Source organism: Kocuria atrinae (genome assembly GCF_039531425.1).
Taxonomy (GTDB): Bacteria; Actinomycetota; Actinomycetes; order Actinomycetales; family Micrococcaceae; genus Kocuria; species Kocuria atrinae.
On the sequence record NZ_BAAAQA010000033.1, the window covers coordinates 219,876 to 239,097 of the forward strand.

14 protein-coding genes and 1 pseudogene are annotated in these 19,222 nt (G+C 65.4%); 8 read left to right on the plus strand and 7 right to left on the minus strand.

Annotation, left to right across the window (positions count from 1 at the left end; genetic code table 11):
• Window positions 1–3: 3 nt before the first annotated feature.
• Entirely contained in the window at window positions 4–318 is a 315-nt protein-coding gene (locus tag ABD283_RS13570) for a hypothetical protein (RefSeq protein ID WP_344225487.1), read from the minus strand.
• A 184-nt stretch (window positions 319–502) separates the two neighbouring features.
• Between ABD283_RS13570 and ABD283_RS13575 the strand changes: the two genes are divergently transcribed.
• Both ABD283_RS13575 and ABD283_RS13580 read left to right on the plus strand, forming a co-directional pair.
• Window positions 503–1,156 carry a DUF308 domain-containing protein gene (locus ABD283_RS13575; protein WP_344225488.1) on the plus strand — a complete coding sequence of 218 codons (654 nt, stop codon included), beginning with the start codon at window positions 503–505 and terminating at the stop codon, window positions 1,154–1,156.
• Window positions 1,157–1,203: 47 nt separating this feature from the next.
• Window positions 1,204–1,656 (plus strand): hypothetical protein, encoded by a 453-nt coding sequence (locus ABD283_RS13580; protein WP_344225489.1) that lies wholly within the window; start codon window positions 1,204–1,206, stop codon window positions 1,654–1,656.
• Between the two features lie 82 nt (window positions 1,657–1,738).
• On the opposite strand, the gene ABD283_RS13585 is transcribed toward ABD283_RS13580, so the two are convergent.
• From ABD283_RS13585 to ABD283_RS13610, 5 genes and pseudogenes are all read right to left on the minus strand, one after another.
• Entirely contained in the window at window positions 1,739–4,234 is a 2,496-nt protein-coding gene (locus ABD283_RS13585) for a heavy metal translocating P-type ATPase (protein WP_344225490.1), read from the minus strand.
• Window positions 4,227–4,436 (minus strand): heavy-metal-associated domain-containing protein, encoded by a 210-nt coding sequence (locus ABD283_RS13590; protein ID WP_344225491.1) that lies wholly within the window; start codon window positions 4,434–4,436, stop codon window positions 4,227–4,229. The genes ABD283_RS13585 and ABD283_RS13590 overlap by 8 nt, the downstream gene beginning before the upstream one ends.
• A gap of 29 nt (window positions 4,437–4,465) precedes the next feature.
• Window positions 4,466–4,783 (minus strand): metal-sensitive transcriptional regulator, encoded by a 318-nt coding sequence (locus ABD283_RS13595; protein WP_344225492.1) that lies wholly within the window; start codon window positions 4,781–4,783, stop codon window positions 4,466–4,468.
• 121 nt (window positions 4,784–4,904) lie between these two features.
• Window positions 4,905–5,255: a hypothetical protein gene (locus tag ABD283_RS13600; protein WP_344225493.1), complete on the minus strand. Its 351-nt coding sequence runs from the start codon at window positions 5,253–5,255 to the stop codon at window positions 4,905–4,907.
• A 68-nt stretch (window positions 5,256–5,323) separates the two neighbouring features.
• Window positions 5,324–6,999, minus strand: a pseudogene (locus ABD283_RS13610) (cholesterol oxidase substrate-binding domain-containing protein).
• Window positions 7,000–7,228: 229 nt separating this feature from the next.
• On the opposite strand from ABD283_RS13610, the gene ABD283_RS13615 reads away from it, so the two are divergent.
• From ABD283_RS13615 to ABD283_RS13630, 4 genes are all read left to right on the plus strand, one after another.
• On the plus strand, window positions 7,229–9,229 hold the full coding sequence (locus tag ABD283_RS13615; RefSeq protein WP_344225496.1) for a glycoside hydrolase family 15 protein: 2,001 nt from the start codon (window positions 7,229–7,231) through the stop codon (window positions 9,227–9,229).
• On the plus strand, window positions 9,226–9,954 hold the full coding sequence (locus tag ABD283_RS13620) for an AzlC family ABC transporter permease (protein WP_344225497.1): 729 nt from the start codon (window positions 9,226–9,228) through the stop codon (window positions 9,952–9,954). The genes ABD283_RS13615 and ABD283_RS13620 overlap by 4 nt, the downstream gene beginning before the upstream one ends.
• A complete protein-coding gene (locus tag ABD283_RS13625; protein ID WP_344225498.1) occupies window positions 9,951–10,265 on the plus strand; it encodes an AzlD domain-containing protein in 315 nt (104 codons plus the stop codon). The genes ABD283_RS13620 and ABD283_RS13625 overlap by 4 nt, the downstream gene beginning before the upstream one ends.
• 622 nt (window positions 10,266–10,887) lie before the next feature.
• Entirely contained in the window at window positions 10,888–14,481 is a 3,594-nt protein-coding gene (locus ABD283_RS13630; RefSeq protein ID WP_344225529.1) for a proline dehydrogenase family protein, read from the plus strand.
• Window positions 14,482–14,669: 188 nt separating this feature from the next.
• Here the strand turns inward: ABD283_RS13630 and ABD283_RS13635 are convergent, their stop codons facing one another.
• Window positions 14,670–15,761 carry a hypothetical protein gene (locus ABD283_RS13635; protein ID WP_344225499.1) on the minus strand — a complete coding sequence of 364 codons (1,092 nt, stop codon included), beginning with the start codon at window positions 15,759–15,761 and terminating at the stop codon, window positions 14,670–14,672.
• A 178-nt stretch (window positions 15,762–15,939) separates the two neighbouring features.
• On the opposite strand from ABD283_RS13635, the gene ABD283_RS13640 reads away from it, so the two are divergent.
• Together ABD283_RS13640 and ABD283_RS13645 are read left to right on the plus strand one after the other, a co-directional pair.
• The gene (locus ABD283_RS13640; protein ID WP_344225500.1) at window positions 15,940–17,163 is read left to right on the plus strand and encodes an MFS transporter; all 1,224 of its coding nucleotides are present in this window, start codon (window positions 15,940–15,942) and stop codon (window positions 17,161–17,163) included.
• 27 nt (window positions 17,164–17,190) lie between these two features.
• The gene (locus ABD283_RS13645) at window positions 17,191–18,948 is read left to right on the plus strand and encodes an ABC-ATPase domain-containing protein (protein WP_344225501.1); all 1,758 of its coding nucleotides are present in this window, start codon (window positions 17,191–17,193) and stop codon (window positions 18,946–18,948) included.
• Window positions 18,949–19,222: the final 274 nt, after the last annotated feature.

A 19,222-nucleotide genomic window follows, 5' to 3' on the forward strand; every position in this document is an offset into this window, starting at 1 on the left:
CGGTCAGGGCATGTACAGCGGGGGCGTCATGGTGTCGTCGCCGTAGTCGCCCATGGCTCGGCGGGCGGAGGCTCGCATCACCAGGCAGGGAATCATGATGAGCACCGCCACCCCGATCTGCAGGCACGCCACCACGGCCACCCATGCGGAGCCGGAGGCTTGTGGGGCTCCCGCTTCGAAGAAGAAGCTGGCGAGACCCGCGACCGCACCGATCGACATGGCGACCAAACCCCACGTCCCGGCGGCGAGCTTCGCGGTGCAGCCTTCTCGCCCACGCTGATATTCGACAGCGCCACGATTGCTGCGACGATGACGCACGCGAAGGAGACCAAGACGCCTAGCGCGCTCAAGGTGCCCACCACAAGGATGAGCATGCCGACGAATATGCCCCCGGAGAGCAGCAAAAGCTTGGCCGTTGGTTTACGGGGTTCGGTTTGAGCGAGCTCCATGGGGCCAAGGCTAGACTGGCCCGGTCCCACCCCGCCAATGAGGAGTTTTTCGCGTGTCTCAGCAGATCCCGTCCCCACGCGGCGGAGCATCCGGCGGTCATCGCAACGGAACGGATGTGCGGCACGATCTGTGGGTGCCCACGCTGGTCCGGGCCTTGGTCGCGCTGGTGTTCGGCGCGGTCACGATCTTCTGGCAGGAACCCACCGAGAACGCCGCACCGTGGGCCCTCGGCCTGTTCCTGGTCGGCACCGGTGGCGCGTGGCTATTTCTGCACTTCCGCATGAAGGGCCGTGAGGACGTCGACCTCGGCTCTCTGACCAACATCCCTCAGCTCGCGGGAATCCTCTACATTCTGGGCGGCGCGCTTGTCGCGATCATGGCACCGCAGAACTGGCTGTTCGTGTTGCTGGCCACCATGGTGCTCGGTCTCTGCGGCATTCTCGAACTCGCCCTGGGCCTGCGATTCCGCCAGAGTTTCCCGCTCGGCAGGGACTGGACCCTCAGCGGTTTGGTGACCGTGGGTGCGGGTATGGGCATGATGCTCGTGGAGACCCTGGGCGCCAAGGCGGAGCTGGGCGTTGTGGGTGGAGCGGCCATCATCATCGGCGTTACCCAGTTCATTGCGGCCCTGAGTTTGCGGCACGATGCGCTCGCAGCGGACCGCGCGGGCTTCCCTGATAGTGACCGGATAAACGGCGTAGACTGATCAGTCGATCTCAACAATTTTTCGCAAGTTTCCGTAGGAGGATTCACGTGGCCCAGCGCACCGAGCACAACGGCCGTCGCAAGACTGATATCAAGGGTCCCCTTGTCATCTCAGCCGTGCTGGCAGTCGTCGCCTTCGTGGTGGTCTCGGTAGCAGCCGCGGGCGGCACCGACAACGCCGCACGTGTGGGGTTGGGCCTGATCGCCGCGGGCATTGCGTTCATCGCGTCCGTGGTCGTGTGCTCCACGCTGATGCTTCTGGAGAAGCCCAACGACCCCGAACTCGGTCAGGGCACCGGCGTGAACCGTTCCTCCGCCAAGCTGTTTGCAGAGAACAAGGCTCGCCGTCAGGCCGAGCAGGCGCGTGGCAAGGGTTCGGGGAGCGCGTCACCCCGCAAGACTTCCGGTGCTGCCGACTCCAAGAGCAACGGCGAACCCCAGTACGGCCAGCGCGTACGCCCCGACACCAAGGGCGAGGAACCGGGCTCGAGCGCTCGCTGATCAGCAATTCAGCAACGAAGAACGCCCTGGACTGTGAATCACAGTCCAGGGCGTTCATTCATGCTCTACCGACGAGCAGCATTTACCGCCCGAAGCGCTTCAACCGCAGAGAGTTCAGCACCACGAACACGGAGCTGAAGGCCATGGCACCGCCGGCGATCATGGGGTTCAAGAAGCCCAGTGCGGCCACTGGGATGGCCACCACGTTGTAGGCGAAGGCCCAGAACAGGTTGGACTTGATGGTCCCCAGGGTCTTCTGTGACAGCTTGATCGCGGTGGGGATGGCGGTCAATTCGCTGCGGACCACGGTGATGTCCGAGGCCTGCATGGCTGCGTCCGTACCGGAGCCCATGGCGATGCCCAGATCGGCTTGGGTGAGGGCGGGAGCATCATTGACGCCGTCGCCCACCATGGCCACCACGCGACCCTGCTTCTGCAGGTCGGTCACGGCCTGAACCTTGCCGTCCGGGGTGACGTCGGAAATGACGTCCTCCGGGGCAATGCCCACCTGTTCCGCCACGGAACGTGCCACGGCGGAGTGGTCACCGGTCAGCAGCACCGGGCGCAGACCCAGCTCCTTGAGCTGCGCAATCGCGCCGGCGGACTCGTCCTTGATGGTGTCCTGCAGGTCGATCAGGCCGGCCAAGTTGCCGTCCACGGCCACCAGGATGGTGGTGAAACCGTCCGCGCGAGCGTGCTCAAGGGCCTCACGGTCGGTCTCCGACAACCGGATACCGTTCTTGGCCAACCACTGTTCGCGACCCACCACCACGGAGCGGGACTGCATGCCGTCAGCGACATATGCCTTCACGCCGCCACCGGGAGCGGATTCGAAACGAGCCACCTGGAAGCGCTGCGACGATGCATCTGCAATGGCACGGGCAATCGGGTGCTCGGAGTAATCCTCCACCGCTGCGGCGAAGTCCAGCACCTGGTCCTTGGACCACTGGGACACCGAGTTCACGGCGGACACGGCCAGCTCACCACGGGTCACGGTGCCGGTCTTGTCCAGCAGGATGGTGTCCACATTGCGGGAGTCCTCGAGCACCTCCGCGGACGTGATGAGGATGCCCATTTGAGCGCCGCGACCCGTGCCGGTCAGCAGGGCGGTGGGAGTTGCCAGACCCAGGGCGCACGGGCACGCAATCACCAGCACGGAGACCGCGGCGACGAAGGCTTGATCCACGTTGCCGGTGACGAGCAGCCAGATCACCAGGGTCAGCAGTGCAATGCCGATGACCACGGGCACGAATACGGCCGAGATCTTGTCCGCCAGGCGCGCCACGGGAGCCTTGGTCGCCTGCGCGCGAGCCACGGTACGACCCATGGAGGCGAGCACCGTATCGGATCCCACACGAGTGGCTTCAGCGACCAGTCGCCCGGTGGTGTTCACGGTGGCGCCGGTCAGTTCGTCACCGGGGCTCACCTCCACGGGCATGGATTCGCCGGTCAGCATGGACGCGTCCACGGCGGATTCGCCGGTCACAACCACGGAGTCCGTGGCGATCTTCTCACCAGGACGGACTACGAAACGGTCACCGACCTTCAGTTGCTCCACGGGGACGGAGCGTTCGGTTCCATCGTCGTCGAGCACGGTCGCCTGTTGCGCGCCCAGGTTCAGCAGCGCCTTGAGCGCCTCGCCGGAGCGAGCCTTCGCACGGGCCTCGAGCCAGCGACCGAGCAGCAGGAACGTGGTGATGATGGCCGCGGTTTCGAAGTACAGCTGATGGCTGGACATGTCCATGGCCTGACCGGGGTGCGCGTGCGCGGTCATCCCCGGATCCACGAGCAGATGCCACAGCGAGAACAAGTAGGCGGCGGCCACACCCATCGACACCAGGGTGTCCATGGTGGAGGAGAAGTGCCGTGCGTTGATAGCGGTGGCCTTGTGGAACGGCCACGCACTCCACGTCACGACCGGCAGGGTCAGTGCGGCAACGACCCAGCCCCAGTGCGGGAACTGCGCGCCCGGAATCATGGAAATGATGAACACCGGCACGGAGAAAATCGCGGCCACGATCAGCCGGATCCCCAGATCCCGGCGGCGCTTGTCCGCGGGGGACATATCGGCGGCCGGGTCTGCCGAATCGGTGTTGCGTTCCAGCTCTCGTTCTGCGGGGGCCGACGACGCCGCTCGATCACCTTCCGCGGCGGGCGTCACGGAAGCCTCGGGGGCACTGGATGTTTCGGAAGTCTCCGAGTGTGTGGCGGTCGTTGAGCCCGCCTGTGCAGTGCGGCCGCCGCGGCTGGAAGGGGAGGCAGCGGCGTCATCGTTCGTGTTGTCAGAACCCTCGTGCGAGGAAGTACGGGAAGCCCCGCCTGTGATTTCCGCGCCGTAACCCGCCTTCTTGATGGTCTCGACGATCTGGTCGTCCGAGACGTTCTCCGGAACCTTCACGGAGGCGGACTCGAGAGCCAGGTTGACCGCGGGATCCACGCCGTCGATCTTGCGCAGCTTGCGCTCGATGCGACCCACGCACGAGGCACAGGTCATCCCGCTGATCTGAAGATCCAGGTCACGCAGCGGGCCGTGGACCTGGGTGTCTGTAACGGGGGATTGGGTGGATTGATTAGACAACTGTGTAACCGGCTTCTTCGACTGCTGCGGCGATCTCCTCGGAGGTCAGCTCGCGGGTGCTTTCAATGGTCACGGGGGATTCGCCGCCGGCGTTGAGTTCAACGGACACGGACTGCACGCCGTCGACCTCGGCGAGCTCTTCCTTGACGGAGGAAACGCAGTGGCCGCAGGTCATGCCGGAGACGGTAACGGTGGTGTTCATGGGGAGACTCCTTAGTCCTTGGGGTTGGGTTAGTTCTTGACCAGGCGAGCGATGGCGGCGTTCGCCTCCGCGAGCTTGGTGTCCATCTCGGTCGTATCACCCGTGTCATGGGCGTGCTCCACCGCGTGGCGCACACAGTGACCCAGGTGTTCCTCCATGAGCCCCAGGCTCACTGACTTGAGGGCGGACTGGATGGCAGATATTTGGGTGAGCACGTCAATGCAGTAGGTGTCCTCATCGATCATGCGCTGGATGCCGCGCACCTGACCCTCGATACGCTTGAGGCGCCGGCTGTACGCGGCCTTGTCCTGGGTGTATCCGTGAGTTGCTGCTTCTTCGGTGCTCATGCCTTCAACATATACCCCCAAGGGGTATATGGCAAGGCGTAAAAGAGCCCGCCCCGTGGACATCCGGGACGGGCTCCGAGAAGTGCTTCCAGGGCTGTTAGGGCAACCCTGTCCGCATCAGTTAGAAGCAACCACCAAAGGTGCGGAAGGTCGCGGGAAGGTGGAAAGCGGCGTCGTTGAAGGCGTACTGCGGGATGGCACGGAACAGGCCGCCGATGTTGCCGGAACGGAACGCTGCGGAAATGTCGTTGCCGTGATCACCGAAGTTGCCGGCCAGCCAAGAGGGCAGCAGCCACGGCTTGCAGAACGGAATCACAGCCAGGGACGGGTCGTGGTTGGGTGAGGTGGGAACCGAGTAGCTGACGTTGGACTGCACCACGGGCGCGGTGGCGGCGTTGGCTGCGGGCATGCCCGCGAAAGAAATGGCGGCCAGGGTGGTGGCTGCGGCAACCGTGGTCACGTGCTTCTTCATGTCTGTCTCCTGTGTCGAGTTGGTGCGGGTGTCCTCGCGGGCCGAACACCCGCGGAGGTTTGTGGCGGCTAGATCCCCATCGCGTCGTGCAGGGGCGCCGTGAAAATCCGGTGCGGGTCATACTTGTGGAACGTGGCCCTGGCGTGATCCCAGCCGGGCACGAGCGAGGGGATGAGCTCCTTGAGCTGGTACTCGTCCGTCCAGGCGCCGCGCTCGGTGTGCGCAAAGCGTTTGGCCCATTCGGGGCGGGCCACGCCGTAGCGGGTCAGTTCCAGGCCGATGAAGTGTTCGAGTTCCTGGAAGAACTTCTCCTGGCCGGGCGTGCCGGGCAGTGTGAGCACGTCCAGCCACACGGCGGTGTCCAGTTCGGGGCGCCCGGGTACCGGCGCGATTCCGGACAACGACGGCGTCACGGCGCCTTCCATGTCCACTTCGCCCGGGTCGTCGATGCCCGTGATGCGCAATTCCATGCACGAGTTGATGGGGAATTCCCCGCGGTCCTGGTACTCCTTGAGCTTGGCCGAGAAGAATTCCGTGAACTCGTGCACCACGCGCTGCAATTGATCTCTGCTGGTAAGGAGAACGTGGGATCCGGCGGATACACGCAGTGTGGTGGGTTTCACGAAGTGCTGGAAGTGGTGGGCCGGGCCCACATGTCTCGGGCGAGGGTGGTGGTGAGGCTCGTGGCGGTGGTCGCATAGACGGCCTTGCCGAAGGCCGGGGCGATGTGTTGATTGCCGGCCACCACCTGGCCCAGCAGCTCTGGAACGGGAGAGGGCAGGCGGTCCGCGAACGGGAAGTTGTACGGCGTGATGGTGGGCCGGCTGACAAGGGGTCTACGCCGCGCCACTTCCCACTGCTGGATCCATGGCTTGTCGGTGAACGTGTACCAGATCAATCCCACGCGACCTACGCGGTCGATCATCGAGGACAGCGACCAGTACCCGGCTTTCTCGGGTGCCGCGAACAAATCCCTGACGGAGATGTGCGTCCATGTGCGGCAGCGGTAATGCTCCATGGGGTTGGTCTGAAGCTGCACTTCGGTCAGGAAAGCCCGGCCCATCGAGGTGAGGAACGGGCCGATCTCCGGGTCGGTGCGCTGGAAAGTCTTGAGGGTGTATTTGCCGGAGGCCTCGTCCCACACCACGGCGGTCAGGGCGTGCACCGTGTTGGACAGGGAACCGTACGTGGCACACTGCTGGCGCTTCTCGCCCCTGGCCGGCAGGGCGGTGCCGTGACCGTTGACGGCAAGGACGCCTGCAACGGTCACGTCACCGGGAGCCGGCATGTTGGTGAACCCGTGCTTCCGGTCGGCGATGTGGCGCACCAGGGAGTTCATGGAAATTCCCGCCTGAGCAACCACCGTTGTGCCGTGCATGTAGCAGGAATCCATGTGTTTGGTGGTGTTGAGCAGTAAGACCTTGGCTGTTGCGGGGGTGCCTTCCGCGACCGTGAGCGGTGACCAACCGTGGCGATAGCCTCGCGCGCGAATGGTCCATCCGTTCGCGTGGGCCCAGTTGGCGAGGGTCACGACCTCCTGGGCATTGCGTACGTCGTAGGACCAGAGCTCGGCGGCCACAATGGCGCCGTCCCAGTTCTTGTACAGCTCCCGATAAGGGCGAATGCCCTGCGGCAGGCTCGGCGGCGCATCCGCGGCGTGGGCCGCCGATTGGTAGCCCACCAGCACCGCGCCTCCGGCCGCCGCTGTTCCCGCCCTAAAAAGTCCCCGTCGTGATATCCCCATGTGTCATGGGTACCAAGGGGTAGATTTCGCGGACAATCATCGCGTTGTCCCCAGTTACGCCCGGGTTGTATGGCAGACCATGAGAGTGTGCGGTTGCAAACTTCCCGACCTGCCCAAATGGTGTTGAACACCTGTTACCCAAACTGCGTGGACGTCCACCAAAGTGAATGGGGTCACCAGATCTCTGTGACCGAGTGAGTCCACCCCGGGAGTATGAAATTCTGGACCCATGGCTTCATGGATCGAGGATTACGCACTGCTGTCCAACATGCGCAGCGGCCCGTTGGTGTCCCGCACGGGCTCCGTTGACTGGTGGTGTGCACCCCGTTTTGATTCCCCGGCGATGTTCGCTTCCTTGCTGGGCACCCCGGACAACGGGCGGTGGCTACTGGCGCCCTCATGCGCGGTGGACGAGGACGGCGAGGTGGACCTGGACCGCCAGGGCGTCACGGATGTGGAGCGCTTCTACGCGGAGAACACCTTTGTGCTGCACACGGTGTGGACCACGGAGACCGGCACCGTGCGTGTCACGGATTTCATGCCGCTCTTGTCGCGCACCGCGCTGATCCGTCGCGTGGAAGGCCTGACCGGTGAGGTCGAGATCTTCCAGGACGTGCGACTGCGCTTCAACTTCGGTGCGTCGGTGCCGTGGTTGAGCCGTTTCGATGTGGAGGAAAGCGACGAATCCGGTGAGCACACGGAAGGTGTGCTGGTGGGCATGGCCGGGCCGGACGCCGTCGTTTTCCGCGGTGAACCGCTACCCGAAGCGGACGAGGACCGTAGCAAGCGCCGGCATACGGGCACTTTCACCGTGGCCGCCGGGCAGACCAAAGACTTCTCGCTCACGTGGTTCCCATCCCACAGCACGCCTCCGGAAGCCATGGACGTCAATGAGACGCTGACGTCCACCCTGAGCCAGTGGCAGGAATGGTCCGGCCTCTACGACCCCGCCGCGAGTGAGACCAAGCTGGCTGAGCACGCGCAGGTCAAGCGCGCGCCCACGGAGGCCGAACGAGCCGCCGAACTGACTGTCACCCAGGACGCTCGCGAGGACATCATCCACCGCAGCCTGCTGGTCGTGCGTGGCCTGATGCACCAGGCCACAGGCGGGCTCATCGCCTCGGACACCACCTCGCTGCCCGAGGTGCTGGGCGGGGATCGAACATGGGATCACCGCTTGTCGTGGCCCCGTGACGCTGCGCTCGCGTTGGAGGTCATGCTCGACCACGGTCACGATCGGGAGGCCGCGCAACTGCGTAACTGGTTGCTGCGCGCCGTCGCCGGGGATGTGGACCACCCATCTAATGTCTACGGGCTGGACGGTTCCGTGGTGGGCCGTGAGCGGCTCGTTGACCTGCCCGGCTACGAACGCGCCCGACCGGTGCGCGAGGGCAACACCGCCGGTTCGCAGTATCAGGCGGACGTGGCCGGTCACGTTCTGGTGGTCTTCGAGCGGCTACGACGCCGCGGGGTCCAGGAGGATCACCTGTCCTGGCCGTTGCAGCAGGGCCTGTTGCGCGCGGTGGTGGCCAACTACGAGGACAAGGACCAGGGTGTGTGGGAGATGCGCGGCGAGCCGCAGCATTACACCTACACGCGCGTGATGATGTGGGCCGCGCTGCAGGCCGGCGTGGACGCGGTACGCATCCACGGCCTTCCCGGTGACGTGGAGACCTGGGAGGAACACCGCGACCAATTGGCGCACGAGATCTGGACCAACGGCTATGACCCGGAGGCCGGCTCGTTCGTGCAGTACTACGGCTCCACCGCCGTGGACGCCTCGCTGTTGCAGCTGCCCAAGGTTGGTTTCGTCGCGTATGACGACGAGCGCATGCTGGGCACGGTGGCCCGGATCCAGAAGGAACTCACGGACCGTTCCGGCCTGCTGCACCGCTACCGCAACCTGCCGGAGCTCACGGACCTGGACGATGTCGAGGCGTTCGCATCCTCGATCGGCCAGGACGGTTTCGCGGGACAGGCCGCGCCGTCCGTCTCGGCAACGCTGCAGCTCGTGGACCAACTGGCCCGCTGTGAACGCGTGGAGGAGGCCGTGAAGCTCCTGGACACCGTGCTCGGAACCGCCAATGAGTTGGGATTGCTGTCCACCACGTATTCCACGTCCGAACGCCGGGCCACGGGTAACTTCCCGCAGTCCGAGTCGCACCTGAATCTGATCCGCGTGCTCGACACCCTGGAGGTCGTACAGGGTAGGAGAGCCGCGCAGTCGTGAGTGGTTCATCGGCAGTACCTGCAGGTTCTGAGCAGGTCATCCCGTGGCGGTCCTCGCCCGCGGTGCGCGTGGGGTTGTCCCTGGGCATCGCCACGGGGTTGTACGGCATCTCCTTCGGCGCACTCTCGATCGCGGCCGGCCTTACCTTCTGGCAGACGCAGGCGTTGTCCGCGCTGATGTTCACCGGTGGTTCGCAATTCGCGTTCATCGGTGTGCTCTCCGGTGGCGGCGGAGGAGCCGCAGCGTTGGGCGCGGCCTCGCTGTTGGGTGTACGTAACACCGTGTACGGCATGACCATGAACGCGCTGTTGCGGCCGCAGTCCTGGCGGAAGCTGGTCGCGGCCCAGGTCACCATCGACGAATCCAATGCCGCGGCCTCCGCGCAGCCCACGTTCCTGGAGCGCAAACGTGGATTCTGGGTGGCCGGCGTGAGTGTCTTCCTGTTGTGGAATCTCTTCACGGCCGTCGGTGCGTTGCTGGGCGATGCAGTCGGAGATCCGGGTCAGTGGGGGCTCGACGGCGCCGCAGTGGCCGCCTTCCTGGGCCTGCTCTGGCCGCGATTGCGCGAACGCGAACCACTGGCCGTCGCGGTGCTCTGCGGTGTGGTTACGGCCCTCTGCATCCCGCTGCTCCCCTCGGGCATTCCGGTGCTGGTTGCCGCGATCGTCGCCCTGGCCTGGGGTCTGATCGGTGCGCGTGCCACCCGGAAGCGAGCACGCTCATGAACATGTGGTTCTGGGTGCTCACCGCCGCCGCCATCGCCTACGTCACCAAGCTTGTGGGGTACCTGATTCCAGACGCCGTTCTGGACCACCCGCTCGTCCCACGCCTGGCCGGTCTGGTCACCGCAGGTCTGCTGGCATCCCTGGTGGTCATGAACACCTTTGCCAGCGGTACGGAGTTGGTCCTCGACGCCCGCGTGGGTGCGTTGATCGTGGCGGGTATCGCGCTGTGGTTACGCGCTCCGTTCCTTGCGGTGGTGATCCTCGGAGCCCTGGCCGCCGCACTGTTGCGGTGGGCAGGCTGGGCGGCGTGAGCGGCGGCGTCGGCAATGAGTGCCGTGGAAATCTGAGGCACTCATAGACCAGTACCTAGAGCCCAGGCATTCCCAAGCCACTGCGGGGGGCGATCCGTGGCTTGGGTGCGGCTCAGAAATGAGCGCTGGCGCAAACGCGCCTCAAATCTCCCGATCAGCCCATTTTCTGCAGGGTCCGTGGGGCCGCTGCCGGTTCCTCGGGTGAGAGGTTCGCTTGGCAGGTGCATGTTGGAGGGGCTGCGGGAGTGTGATGTGAGGAAACTGGCGGGTGCAGTCTGAGGGGAGGGAACCGCACGGAATCGCCGGAATCTATGCACTTGCCTCCCGCCAGATTGCGGAGCTGCATTTTCCTCCCCTGAGCTTCGGCCCAGGTGGCGGTCAGAACCGCTGGGCGGCGTGAGCGGCGGCGTCGGCGGCTGAAAAGCGATCGCTGAAGGCACCTAAAATGTTACTTTTTGTCATCCTGTGATCTCGACTACTCATCAGGGTGCTGAACACGATAGCGTTGATAGACCAGCCATGCAGGGCCCGGATCACCTCGGCTGGTGGCCGAGGGAATGCCTCGGCATCTCAGCCGGGCCAAGATCATGGAGGCGCTGCCTTGAACAGCATCAATACCGCAATGATCGATCCCCGCGAACTCGCAGACGAGTCCGTGGACCTGGTGCGCCAGTGGTTGGGTCGCGCCAAGGACAACAAAAAGCGTAGTTCTCAGAAGAACCCTGCTGAAGATCGCCTCTCCACCGTGCTCCAGGATCCGCACGGTTTGGAGTTCACCGTTGGCTTCGTGGACCGTGTGATCCGCACGGAAGACACCAAGGCTGCGGCCAAGGCGCTGCAGGACATTGCCAAGCTGACCCCGGAATCCATGTCCGCTGTGGACCGTGCCCAGATCAAGGCCGGTACCGCGCTCTCGGACAAGCTCTCGTCCATCGTGGTTCCGGCAGCGCGTACCCGCCTCCGTCAGATGGTGGGCCACATGGTGGTGGATGCCCGTCCGGGGCCCTTCGGCAAGTCCGTGAAGGCCATGAAGGAAAAGGGCCACCGCCTCAACATCAACCTCTTGGGCGAGGAGGTGCTCGGCGAGCACGAGGCCAAGAAGCACCTCAATGACGCCAAGGAACTTCTGCACCGCCCGGACGTGGACTACGTCTCGTTGAAGGTGTCCTCCGTGGTGCCGCAGCTGTCCCACTGGGGTTTCGACCGCACCGCGGACCGCGTGGTCGAGCGCTTGCTGCCGCTGTACGAGGCCGCCGCGTCCAAGGAGACCGGCACCATGTTCATCAACCTGGACATGGAGATCTACTCGGACCTGGAATTGACCATGGAGGTCTTCCAGCGTCTGCTCAACAAGCCCCAGTTGAAAAATCTGGAAGCCGGCATCGTGGTGCAGGCTTACCTCCCGGACGCCCTGGGTGCCGTGAAGCGGCTCTCCGAGTGGTCCGCCGAGCGCGTGGCCGATGGTGGCGCGGAGATCAAGGTTCGCCTGGTCAAGGGCGCCAACCTGGCCCTGGAGCGCGTGGACGCGGAGATGCACGGTTGGCCCATCGCCACCATGCCGTCCAAGCAGGCCACGGACACCAACTACAAGCGCGTGCTGAGCTGGTTGTTCACCCCGGAGCGCATGCGCGGCCTCAAGCTGGGCGTGGCCGGACACAACCTGTTCGACATTGCCCTCGCTCACCTGCTCGCTGACAAGCGCGGTGTGACGGACCGGATCGATTTCGAGATGCTCCAGGGCATGGCCACCGAGCAGAGTGAGGCCGTGTCCACGGACGTCGGCCAGCTGTTGCTGTACGTACCGGCCGTGCGCCCCACCGAGTTCGACGTCGCCGTGTCCTACCTGGTGCGCCGCCTCGAGGAGAACTCCGCGAGTGCGAACTTCATGTCCGGAATCTTTGATCTGGCCCCGGACAACCGCATCTTCAAGCGCGAGGAAAGTCGTTTCCGCGCGGCCCTCGAGGACCTGGAGCCGGACCCGGAGCCCCTGTCACCGAGCCGTACGCAGGACCGCGCCCAGGAGACCGCGGGCGATGAGCTCACCCAGCCCCTGGACGAGCCGTTCATGAACGAGCCGGATACGGACATCTCCACCCGCGCCAACCAGGCATGGGCCGAGAAGATCGCCGCGCACATCGCGGACAAGGAATGGTTCGAGAACTTGCCGGTTCCCGAGGTGCTCAAGGACGTCGAGGACGACTCGAGCGAGGCTGTCGAGGCCGTGAACGACGTCGTCGCGCGCGCTAAGGCTGCCGGCAAGACCTGGGCGGCCACCCCCGCCCGTGAACGCGCCGAAATCCTCAACCGCGCCGGCGACATCCTGGCTGCTCGCCGCGGGCACCTCTTGGCCGTGGCCGGCGCCGAGACCGGCAAGGTACTTGAGCAGGGTGACCCGGAGATTTCCGAGGCCGTGGACTTCTGCCGCTACTACGCACGGCGTGCGCTGGAGCTGGAGTTCGTGGACGGCGGTAAGTTCACCCCGCACCACATCACCGTGGTGACCCCGCCGTGGAACTTCCCGATCGCTATCCCCACCGGCACCACCGTGGCGCCGCTGGCCACCGGTTCGGCGGTGATTCACAAGCCGTCGCCGGAGACCCGCCGCTGCTCCGCGGCCATCTGTGACGCCCTGTGGGAGGCCGGTGTGCCCCGCGATGTGCTGCAGCTCGTGGACGCAGTGGAAGGTGACGCCGGTAAGACACTCATCTCCCACCCGGACGTTGAGCGCGTGGTGCTGACCGGCGCGTACGAAACCGCTCAGTTGTTCGCCAAGTGGTTCCCCGAGCGCCCGCTCACCGCGGAAACCTCCGGTAAGAACTCCCTGGTGATCACGCCCAGCTCGGACCGCGACCAGGCCGTGTGGGATCTGGTGTCCAGCGCGTTCGGTCACGCGGGCCAGAAGTGCTCGGCGGCTTCGCTGGGCATCCTGGTCGGTTCCGTTGCGACCTCCGATCGTTTCCGCCGCCAGCTCGTGGATGCCGCGTCCTCCATGGTGGTCGCATGGCCCGAGGATCTTCAGGCCTCAGTGGGCCCCACCGTTGAGAAGCCCGAGGGCAAGTTGCTCAAGGCACTCACCGAGCTGGAGCCCGGTGAGGAATGGCTGATCGAGCCCGAGCAGCTGGACGATACCGGCAAGCTGTGGCGCCCCGGCATCCGCACGGGTGTGAAGCCCGGTTCGTTCTTCCACCTGACCGAGTGCTTCGGCCCGGTGCTGGGTCTGATGCACGCGGAGGACTTGGACGAGGCCATCGAGCTGCAGAACGCCACGGATTACGGCCTGACCGCCGGCATCCACTCCCTGGATGCGGACGAAATCCTGTACTGGGTGGACCGTGTTCAGGCGGGCAACCTGTACGTGAACCGCGGTATCACCGGCGCGATCGTGCAGCGCCAGCCCTTCGGTGGTTGGAAGCGTTCCTCCGTGGGCCTGGGTGCCAAGGCCGGTGGCCCCAACTACCTGGCGTCGCTGGGTCGCTGGTGCCGCGAAGGCTTCACATCCTCGGGTTCGGACCGCAGCGCGGCCGGCGCTTGGGTTCTGGAGCCGCGCGTGCACCGTGGGCTGGACGCCGTCCTGCCCCTGGTGGACGAGGAAGCCCAGGTGTGGCTGCGCCGCGCCGCTATGTCCGATCAGTCGGAGTGGCAGCGTGAGTTCGGCCAGGTCAAGGACCCCACCGCCCTGGTCAGCGAGGCCAACCTGTTCCGCTACCGCCCCCGCACCGTGATCGTGCGTGCGGCAGAGGGAGCATCTCTGACCGACATCCTGCGTGTGGGTCTTGCGGCCTCGCGTTCGGGTTCGCACGTGGTCCTGAGCCCGTCGGAAGAGCTGCCCGAGCAGGTGGGTCAGCTGTTCACCACGGTGCTCTCACCCGCGACCGACCTGGACTTCGCCCACGCACTGGGCGCCGGTTCGCTGGGTGCGTTCGCGGAGCTGGCGGACAAGGAGATCATCAACGACACCGACCTCAACGTGGACCACGGCGCTCGCGTCCGTGTAATCCAGCCGTGGGAGGGCACTGACGATGACCTCAAGCCGCTCTACGAGGTTCGCGCCGAGCACCCGGATATCGCCCTCATCACGGACGACGTGGTGGGCACCGGGCGCATCGAGTTGATGTACATGCTCTCCGAGCAGGCCGTGTCCATCACCATGCACCGCTTCGGCAATCACAGCCCGTCCATGGACCGGGTCGTGAAGGAGATCCGGGCCAACAAGTAACCCGTTCTCTGAAGCACCGCTAGATCTGAGGCCGTTTCAAGCCAGTTTTTCCCGTTCGGGTGGCTTGGGGCGGTCTCAGTTCTTGGCCGAAACATGTGAGTCCGTAAAGCTGCCGTTTCGTTGAGCCGAGAGGCAGTTTTACGGACTCAGATGTTCACGCACTCAGATGTTTGCGCGACCAGACGCGGCTACAGCACCAGGGTCAGCACAAAGATGATCGCGATGATCACCAGGAACACGATGCCCCAGTTACGCAGCACGTGCTTGTCGCTGTCCCGGGTTTCCTGACTGTTGGGATCCCGGTCCGCATAGCGGTCACTGCCCACGCCGTAGTACAGCTCTGAGGTTGAGGGCTCACGGGGCGGAACCGGCTCGGCAGGCGGCTGATCCGCGGGAGGTGCGCCTGCGGCGTCGTCGGTCTTGCGAGGACCCATGGGCCAGAAGCGATCCGCGTCGAAAATCTTGTCCCGCTTGGACGGCTCATCGGTGCCCGTGTCCGGGCGCGGGCCGTTGAGCGAATCGCGCACGGGCACGCCGGTACCCGGGTACTCGCTGCCGCGGGGGTTCTTGTTCGAGGTGTCTTCCGCGAACGGATCCGGTTCGTCATCCCCGACCAGCTCCGACTCCGGAATGCCGCTCGTGGTGACGGTTGGCCCCGAGCTGCTCGCAGAGCTCAGGGGATCCTGCGGGGAAGGCCTTGAGGCAGGTTCGGCAACCGAGGACGTCGCTCCATCCGTGTCGCTGACGCGATCCGCTGCCTGCCGCAACACCTCGGAGACTCGTTCGAGCGGTCCGCGCTGATTGCGCTTGGCGCTCTGCTGGGCAACCTGCTCCGCGCGGCTGGCCACGGAACGCAGCACCGAGGCGTCCTTGAGCTCAAGGTCGCGGGCGGCCATGGCGAGTTCGAGCGGGGGATCGGCGGGGTCGGGTTTGGTGGCCCATTCCAGCAGGCCGGTCAGCACCGGGCTCGACAGCGACTTTTTGAGAGCGGGGCGCAGCGCCTCCACCTCGGAGAGGGCCACGAGTTCCCGCGGTGGGGTGGAACCGTAACCGCGGGCAGCTTGATCCAATGGGCCGCGGTCGTTGAACAACGCGGCGAGCATGGCGGCGGACGCGTACCGGTCTTCCGGGGTAGAGGCCTCGGAACTCTGCGTGAGTAACTGCCGCTGAGCCGGCGCTCCGGCATCGCGCACGACATCCAGGAGTGCGGGATCCGCCCGCACCAGTCGGGCAGGTTCGCTCAAAGCGCGGGCAAGGTCAGGGTCAAGCTCTTCACTCATGTCGATCGCCTCCGTAGTCCGTTCTACGAGCCTACGTGAGAGTGCGTGCGCCGTGCAGTAGCGGGGCCGGGCCAGGGCACTACCCCAGGGGCTGGGGCAAACGCGACTGAACCCCGCCCCGTCTCGCACTCCGGACCAGCACTGTCGCGAATCAGTTAGGCCCGCTAATGTGCTGTGAGTGACACGTCCCACATCTGATGCCTCGAGCCGCGCACCCGGAGTGCTGCTGGTCGTGTTGATGGGGGCCATGGCCATTGGGCCGGTGTTCAATTACGCGTTGGGCTCGTTGAGCGCGCTGATCGTGGACGAGTACGGCATCACCGAGGGCCAGTACGGGTTCATCCTGGCGGCTGTCTACATTTCCGCCGGCGTCACGGCCACGTTCCTCGGGGTGCTCGCGGACAAGCTCACCCCGCGCTTCCAGATCGCGTTGATCTTCTCGGGCATCGTGGTGGCGTTCCTGGTGAGCGCCATGTGGCAGTCCTTTGTGGTGTTGCTGGCCGCTGCTCTGATTGCCGGTGTCGCGCAGTCCTTTTCAAATCCCGCCACTAACCGCCTGATCGCCCAGCGCACGAGCTTCACTCAACGCGGCCGCTGGATGGGTTGGAAGCAGTCCGGCGTGCAGATGGGGCTGCTGATTTCGGGGCTCACGTTTCCGTTCCTGGGCGCTGCTTTCGGCTGGCAGACCTCCGCGCTGATCGGGGCGGCGGCCTGCGTTCCCGCGTTGGTGATCGCGTGGCTGATCATCACCAAGGTCGAGCGCGACATCGCCGCCCGCCCCCTTCCGCCCGCCCCCGCCAAACCGGCGGCGCCCGGTCGCGAAAAATTGCCGACGGCGGTCTGGTTGTTCTCCCTCGTGGCGTTCCTCAACGCCGTGGGAACCCAGGGTGTCACCGTCTACTCGTCGCTGTTCGCCGTGCGCGCCCTGGACTTTTCGCTGACCGTTGCGGGAATGATCATCGGCGTGATCGGTGTGTTCGGCATCTTGAGCCGCATCGGCTGGGGGCGCGTGGCCGGGCGGATGGCGCAACCGTCCGTGCTCATCCAGATCATGAGCCTGGGCGGCGTGATCGGGTTGCTCTTCCTGATCGCCGCCGAGATGTTCCAACAGGGATGGCTCATGTGGGTGGGCATCCTGTTCCACGCGACCCTGCCGCTGGCCGCCAACGTCATCATCAATTCCGGCACGGTGGCGGCCGCGCCGGCAGCCAAGGTGGGAGCGGCGTCGGGCCTGGTGGCGACCGGCATGTACTTGGGTTTCGGCGCGGGTCCACTGATTGTGGGGCAGCTCGTGGACCTCACCGGGAGTTTTACCGCGGGCTGGATCGCGGTGGCCGTCACGTATGTGGCCAGTGTGGTGGTCGCGATCATTCTGAGCCGACTGCAAAAACGTTCGAAGTGAGTCCCCCTCGTGTGGTCCCATGGAGACATGGGCACCCCACGCACTGACCTCGCACACGTTCTCAAACGCCTGGACGGCAACAGTTACGGCGCGTACAAGCAGCTCAAGGGCGGCTGGCGTGTTGGCGACGTCGAGCTGCTGGTCGATCGCGTGCAGTCGGATCCGTATGCCCCGCCGTCCATGGTGCGGCTTCGTGTGCCGCGGAAGGTCGCGGGTGTGCCGGAGCAGCTCGTTGAATCCGCAGCCAAGCGCATTGCCGCGGGCGATTTCCTTACACGGGCGTTCGGGGGAGCCGCACGAAACCTCAGCCCCGACGGCGGCAAGGGCTCCGGTGGGATCTTCATGGTGCGAGTGGGCCAGGAGATCCTGCAGCGCTCGTCGGTTCTCATTGACGAGGATGCCATCGAGGTGCGTTGCGAAATCGCCCTTCCCGCTGCGGGGCGTCGGATCAAGGGGCGCGCCGCGGAACGCTTGCTGACCGAGGTGCTGCCGAGCGTCGTCGACCGCTCCCTGATCTTCCGCAATCTGGACGCCGCGGCGTTCGAACTCCACGTGCGCAGCTACTTGGATGCGGAGCACGTGCGCTCGCAGCTCGCCTCTCGCGGTTTGGTGGCATTCGTTGCCGACGGCGCCGTGCTCCCTCGCGCCTCCGGCCACCGGGACGAGCCGCTCACCAGCCACGCCGTGCCGTTCCAGTCACCCGAGAACTTGCGGGTCACGCTGCCGCTCAGCGATGGCACGGAAGTCTCCGGCATGGGCATTCCCGAGGGCGTGACCGTGATCGTGGGCGGCGGCTATCACGGCAAGTCCACGCTGCTGCAGGCACTCGAGCGCGGGGTCTACGACCACGTGCCCCGGGACGGTCGCGAACTGGTCATCACCAGGGCGGACGCAATGGCCGTGCGCGCGGAAGATGGTCGCGCCGTCACGGGCACGGATGTCTCCCCGTTCATCAACAACCTCCCCACCGGCGCGGACACCAAGCGGTTCAGCACCACGAATGCATCGGGCTCCACATCCCAAGCCGCGTCGATCTCCGAGGCCGTGGAATCCGGCGCTGAGGTGCTGCTCCTGGACGAGGACACGTGCGCCACCAACCTCATGGTTCGCGATCAACGCATGCGCGCCCTGGTGCCGGGGGAGCGGGAGCCCATCACGCCGTTCGTCGACCGGGTGCAGGCGTTGTATCGGGACAACGGAGTGTCCACGGTGCTCGTCACGGGTGGTTCCGGGGCGTTCCTGGACGTCGCGGACCTGGTCATTGCGATGGATTCCTACCGGGCGTCCGACGTCACCGATCGCGCCCGCCAGGTGTCTGCCGAGTTCCCATCGGGGGAGCAGACGCAGCCCACCGAGAAGTTCGGTGAGTTGCGCGAACATGCCCCGGCTGCGGCGACGCCATCGAAGAACGACGGCGCTCGTGGCGGTCACGGGGGCGGCTCGCGTGACCCGGATCGCCGCGGTGGCGACCGAGGCGGGTTCCGGGAGAAGCCGGCCCGTGGGCGCGGTCTTGGCACCATCCAACGGGGCCGAGAAGATGTGGACGTGTCTTCCCTGCCCCAGCTCGTGGATCCGTCTCAGACCGAGGCCATCGCGCGGTTGTTGGACCAGATCGATCGTGAGGCGGACGGCCGTCAGAGCCTGAACCAGATAGTGGATCGCCTTATGACCCGCGTGGAGCGCGACGGCCTGGACGTACTCGCTCATCACCGCGGCCACCCAGGGCATTTGGCGCTGCCGCGCCGACAAGAGGTCCACGCCGCCTATCACCGGGAGCGTCGGTAACTGTCAGTGTGACTGTGAATCAGCAACCGGAGCGCAAGGGCAGCACGCCAGCCCGTTCTTCTCTTCCCATTAGTACTTCTTGACTGAGACTCCACTCCGTGTCCCATCCTTGCGCTCTTACCACCGCCACGGGCGTCGCCACTAGTCAGCCCGCAGTGGGTCGTCTGAGCCTCTCGGCGGGTTGTCGAGAGAGAAGTGACTCAAAAGTCACAAAGGGGATACATTCTGTCCTGTCGGCGTGACGTTCGACGCACTTAAGGGGAGACTGGAGCGT

Coding starts and splice junctions, on each gene's coding strand:
- ABD283_RS13630 (WP_344225529.1), top strand. CDS start 10,888: ATGATCGATCCCCGCGAACTCGCAGACGAGTCCGTGGACCTGGTGCGC.
- ABD283_RS13600 (WP_344225493.1), bottom strand. CDS start 5,255: ATGAAGAAGCACGTGACCACGGTTGCCGCAGCCACCACCCTGGCCGCC.
- ABD283_RS13595 (WP_344225492.1), bottom strand. CDS start 4,783: ATGAGCACCGAAGAAGCAGCAACTCACGGATACACCCAGGACAAGGCC.
- ABD283_RS13635 (WP_344225499.1), bottom strand. CDS start 15,761: ATGAGTGAAGAGCTTGACCCTGACCTTGCCCGCGCTTTGAGCGAACCT.
- ABD283_RS13590 (WP_344225491.1), bottom strand. CDS start 4,436: ATGAACACCACCGTTACCGTCTCCGGCATGACCTGCGGCCACTGCGTT.
- ABD283_RS13615 (WP_344225496.1), top strand. CDS start 7,229: ATGGCTTCATGGATCGAGGATTACGCACTGCTGTCCAACATGCGCAGC.
- ABD283_RS13625 (WP_344225498.1), top strand. CDS start 9,951: ATGAACATGTGGTTCTGGGTGCTCACCGCCGCCGCCATCGCCTACGTC.
- ABD283_RS13645 (WP_344225501.1), top strand. CDS start 17,191: ATGGGCACCCCACGCACTGACCTCGCACACGTTCTCAAACGCCTGGAC.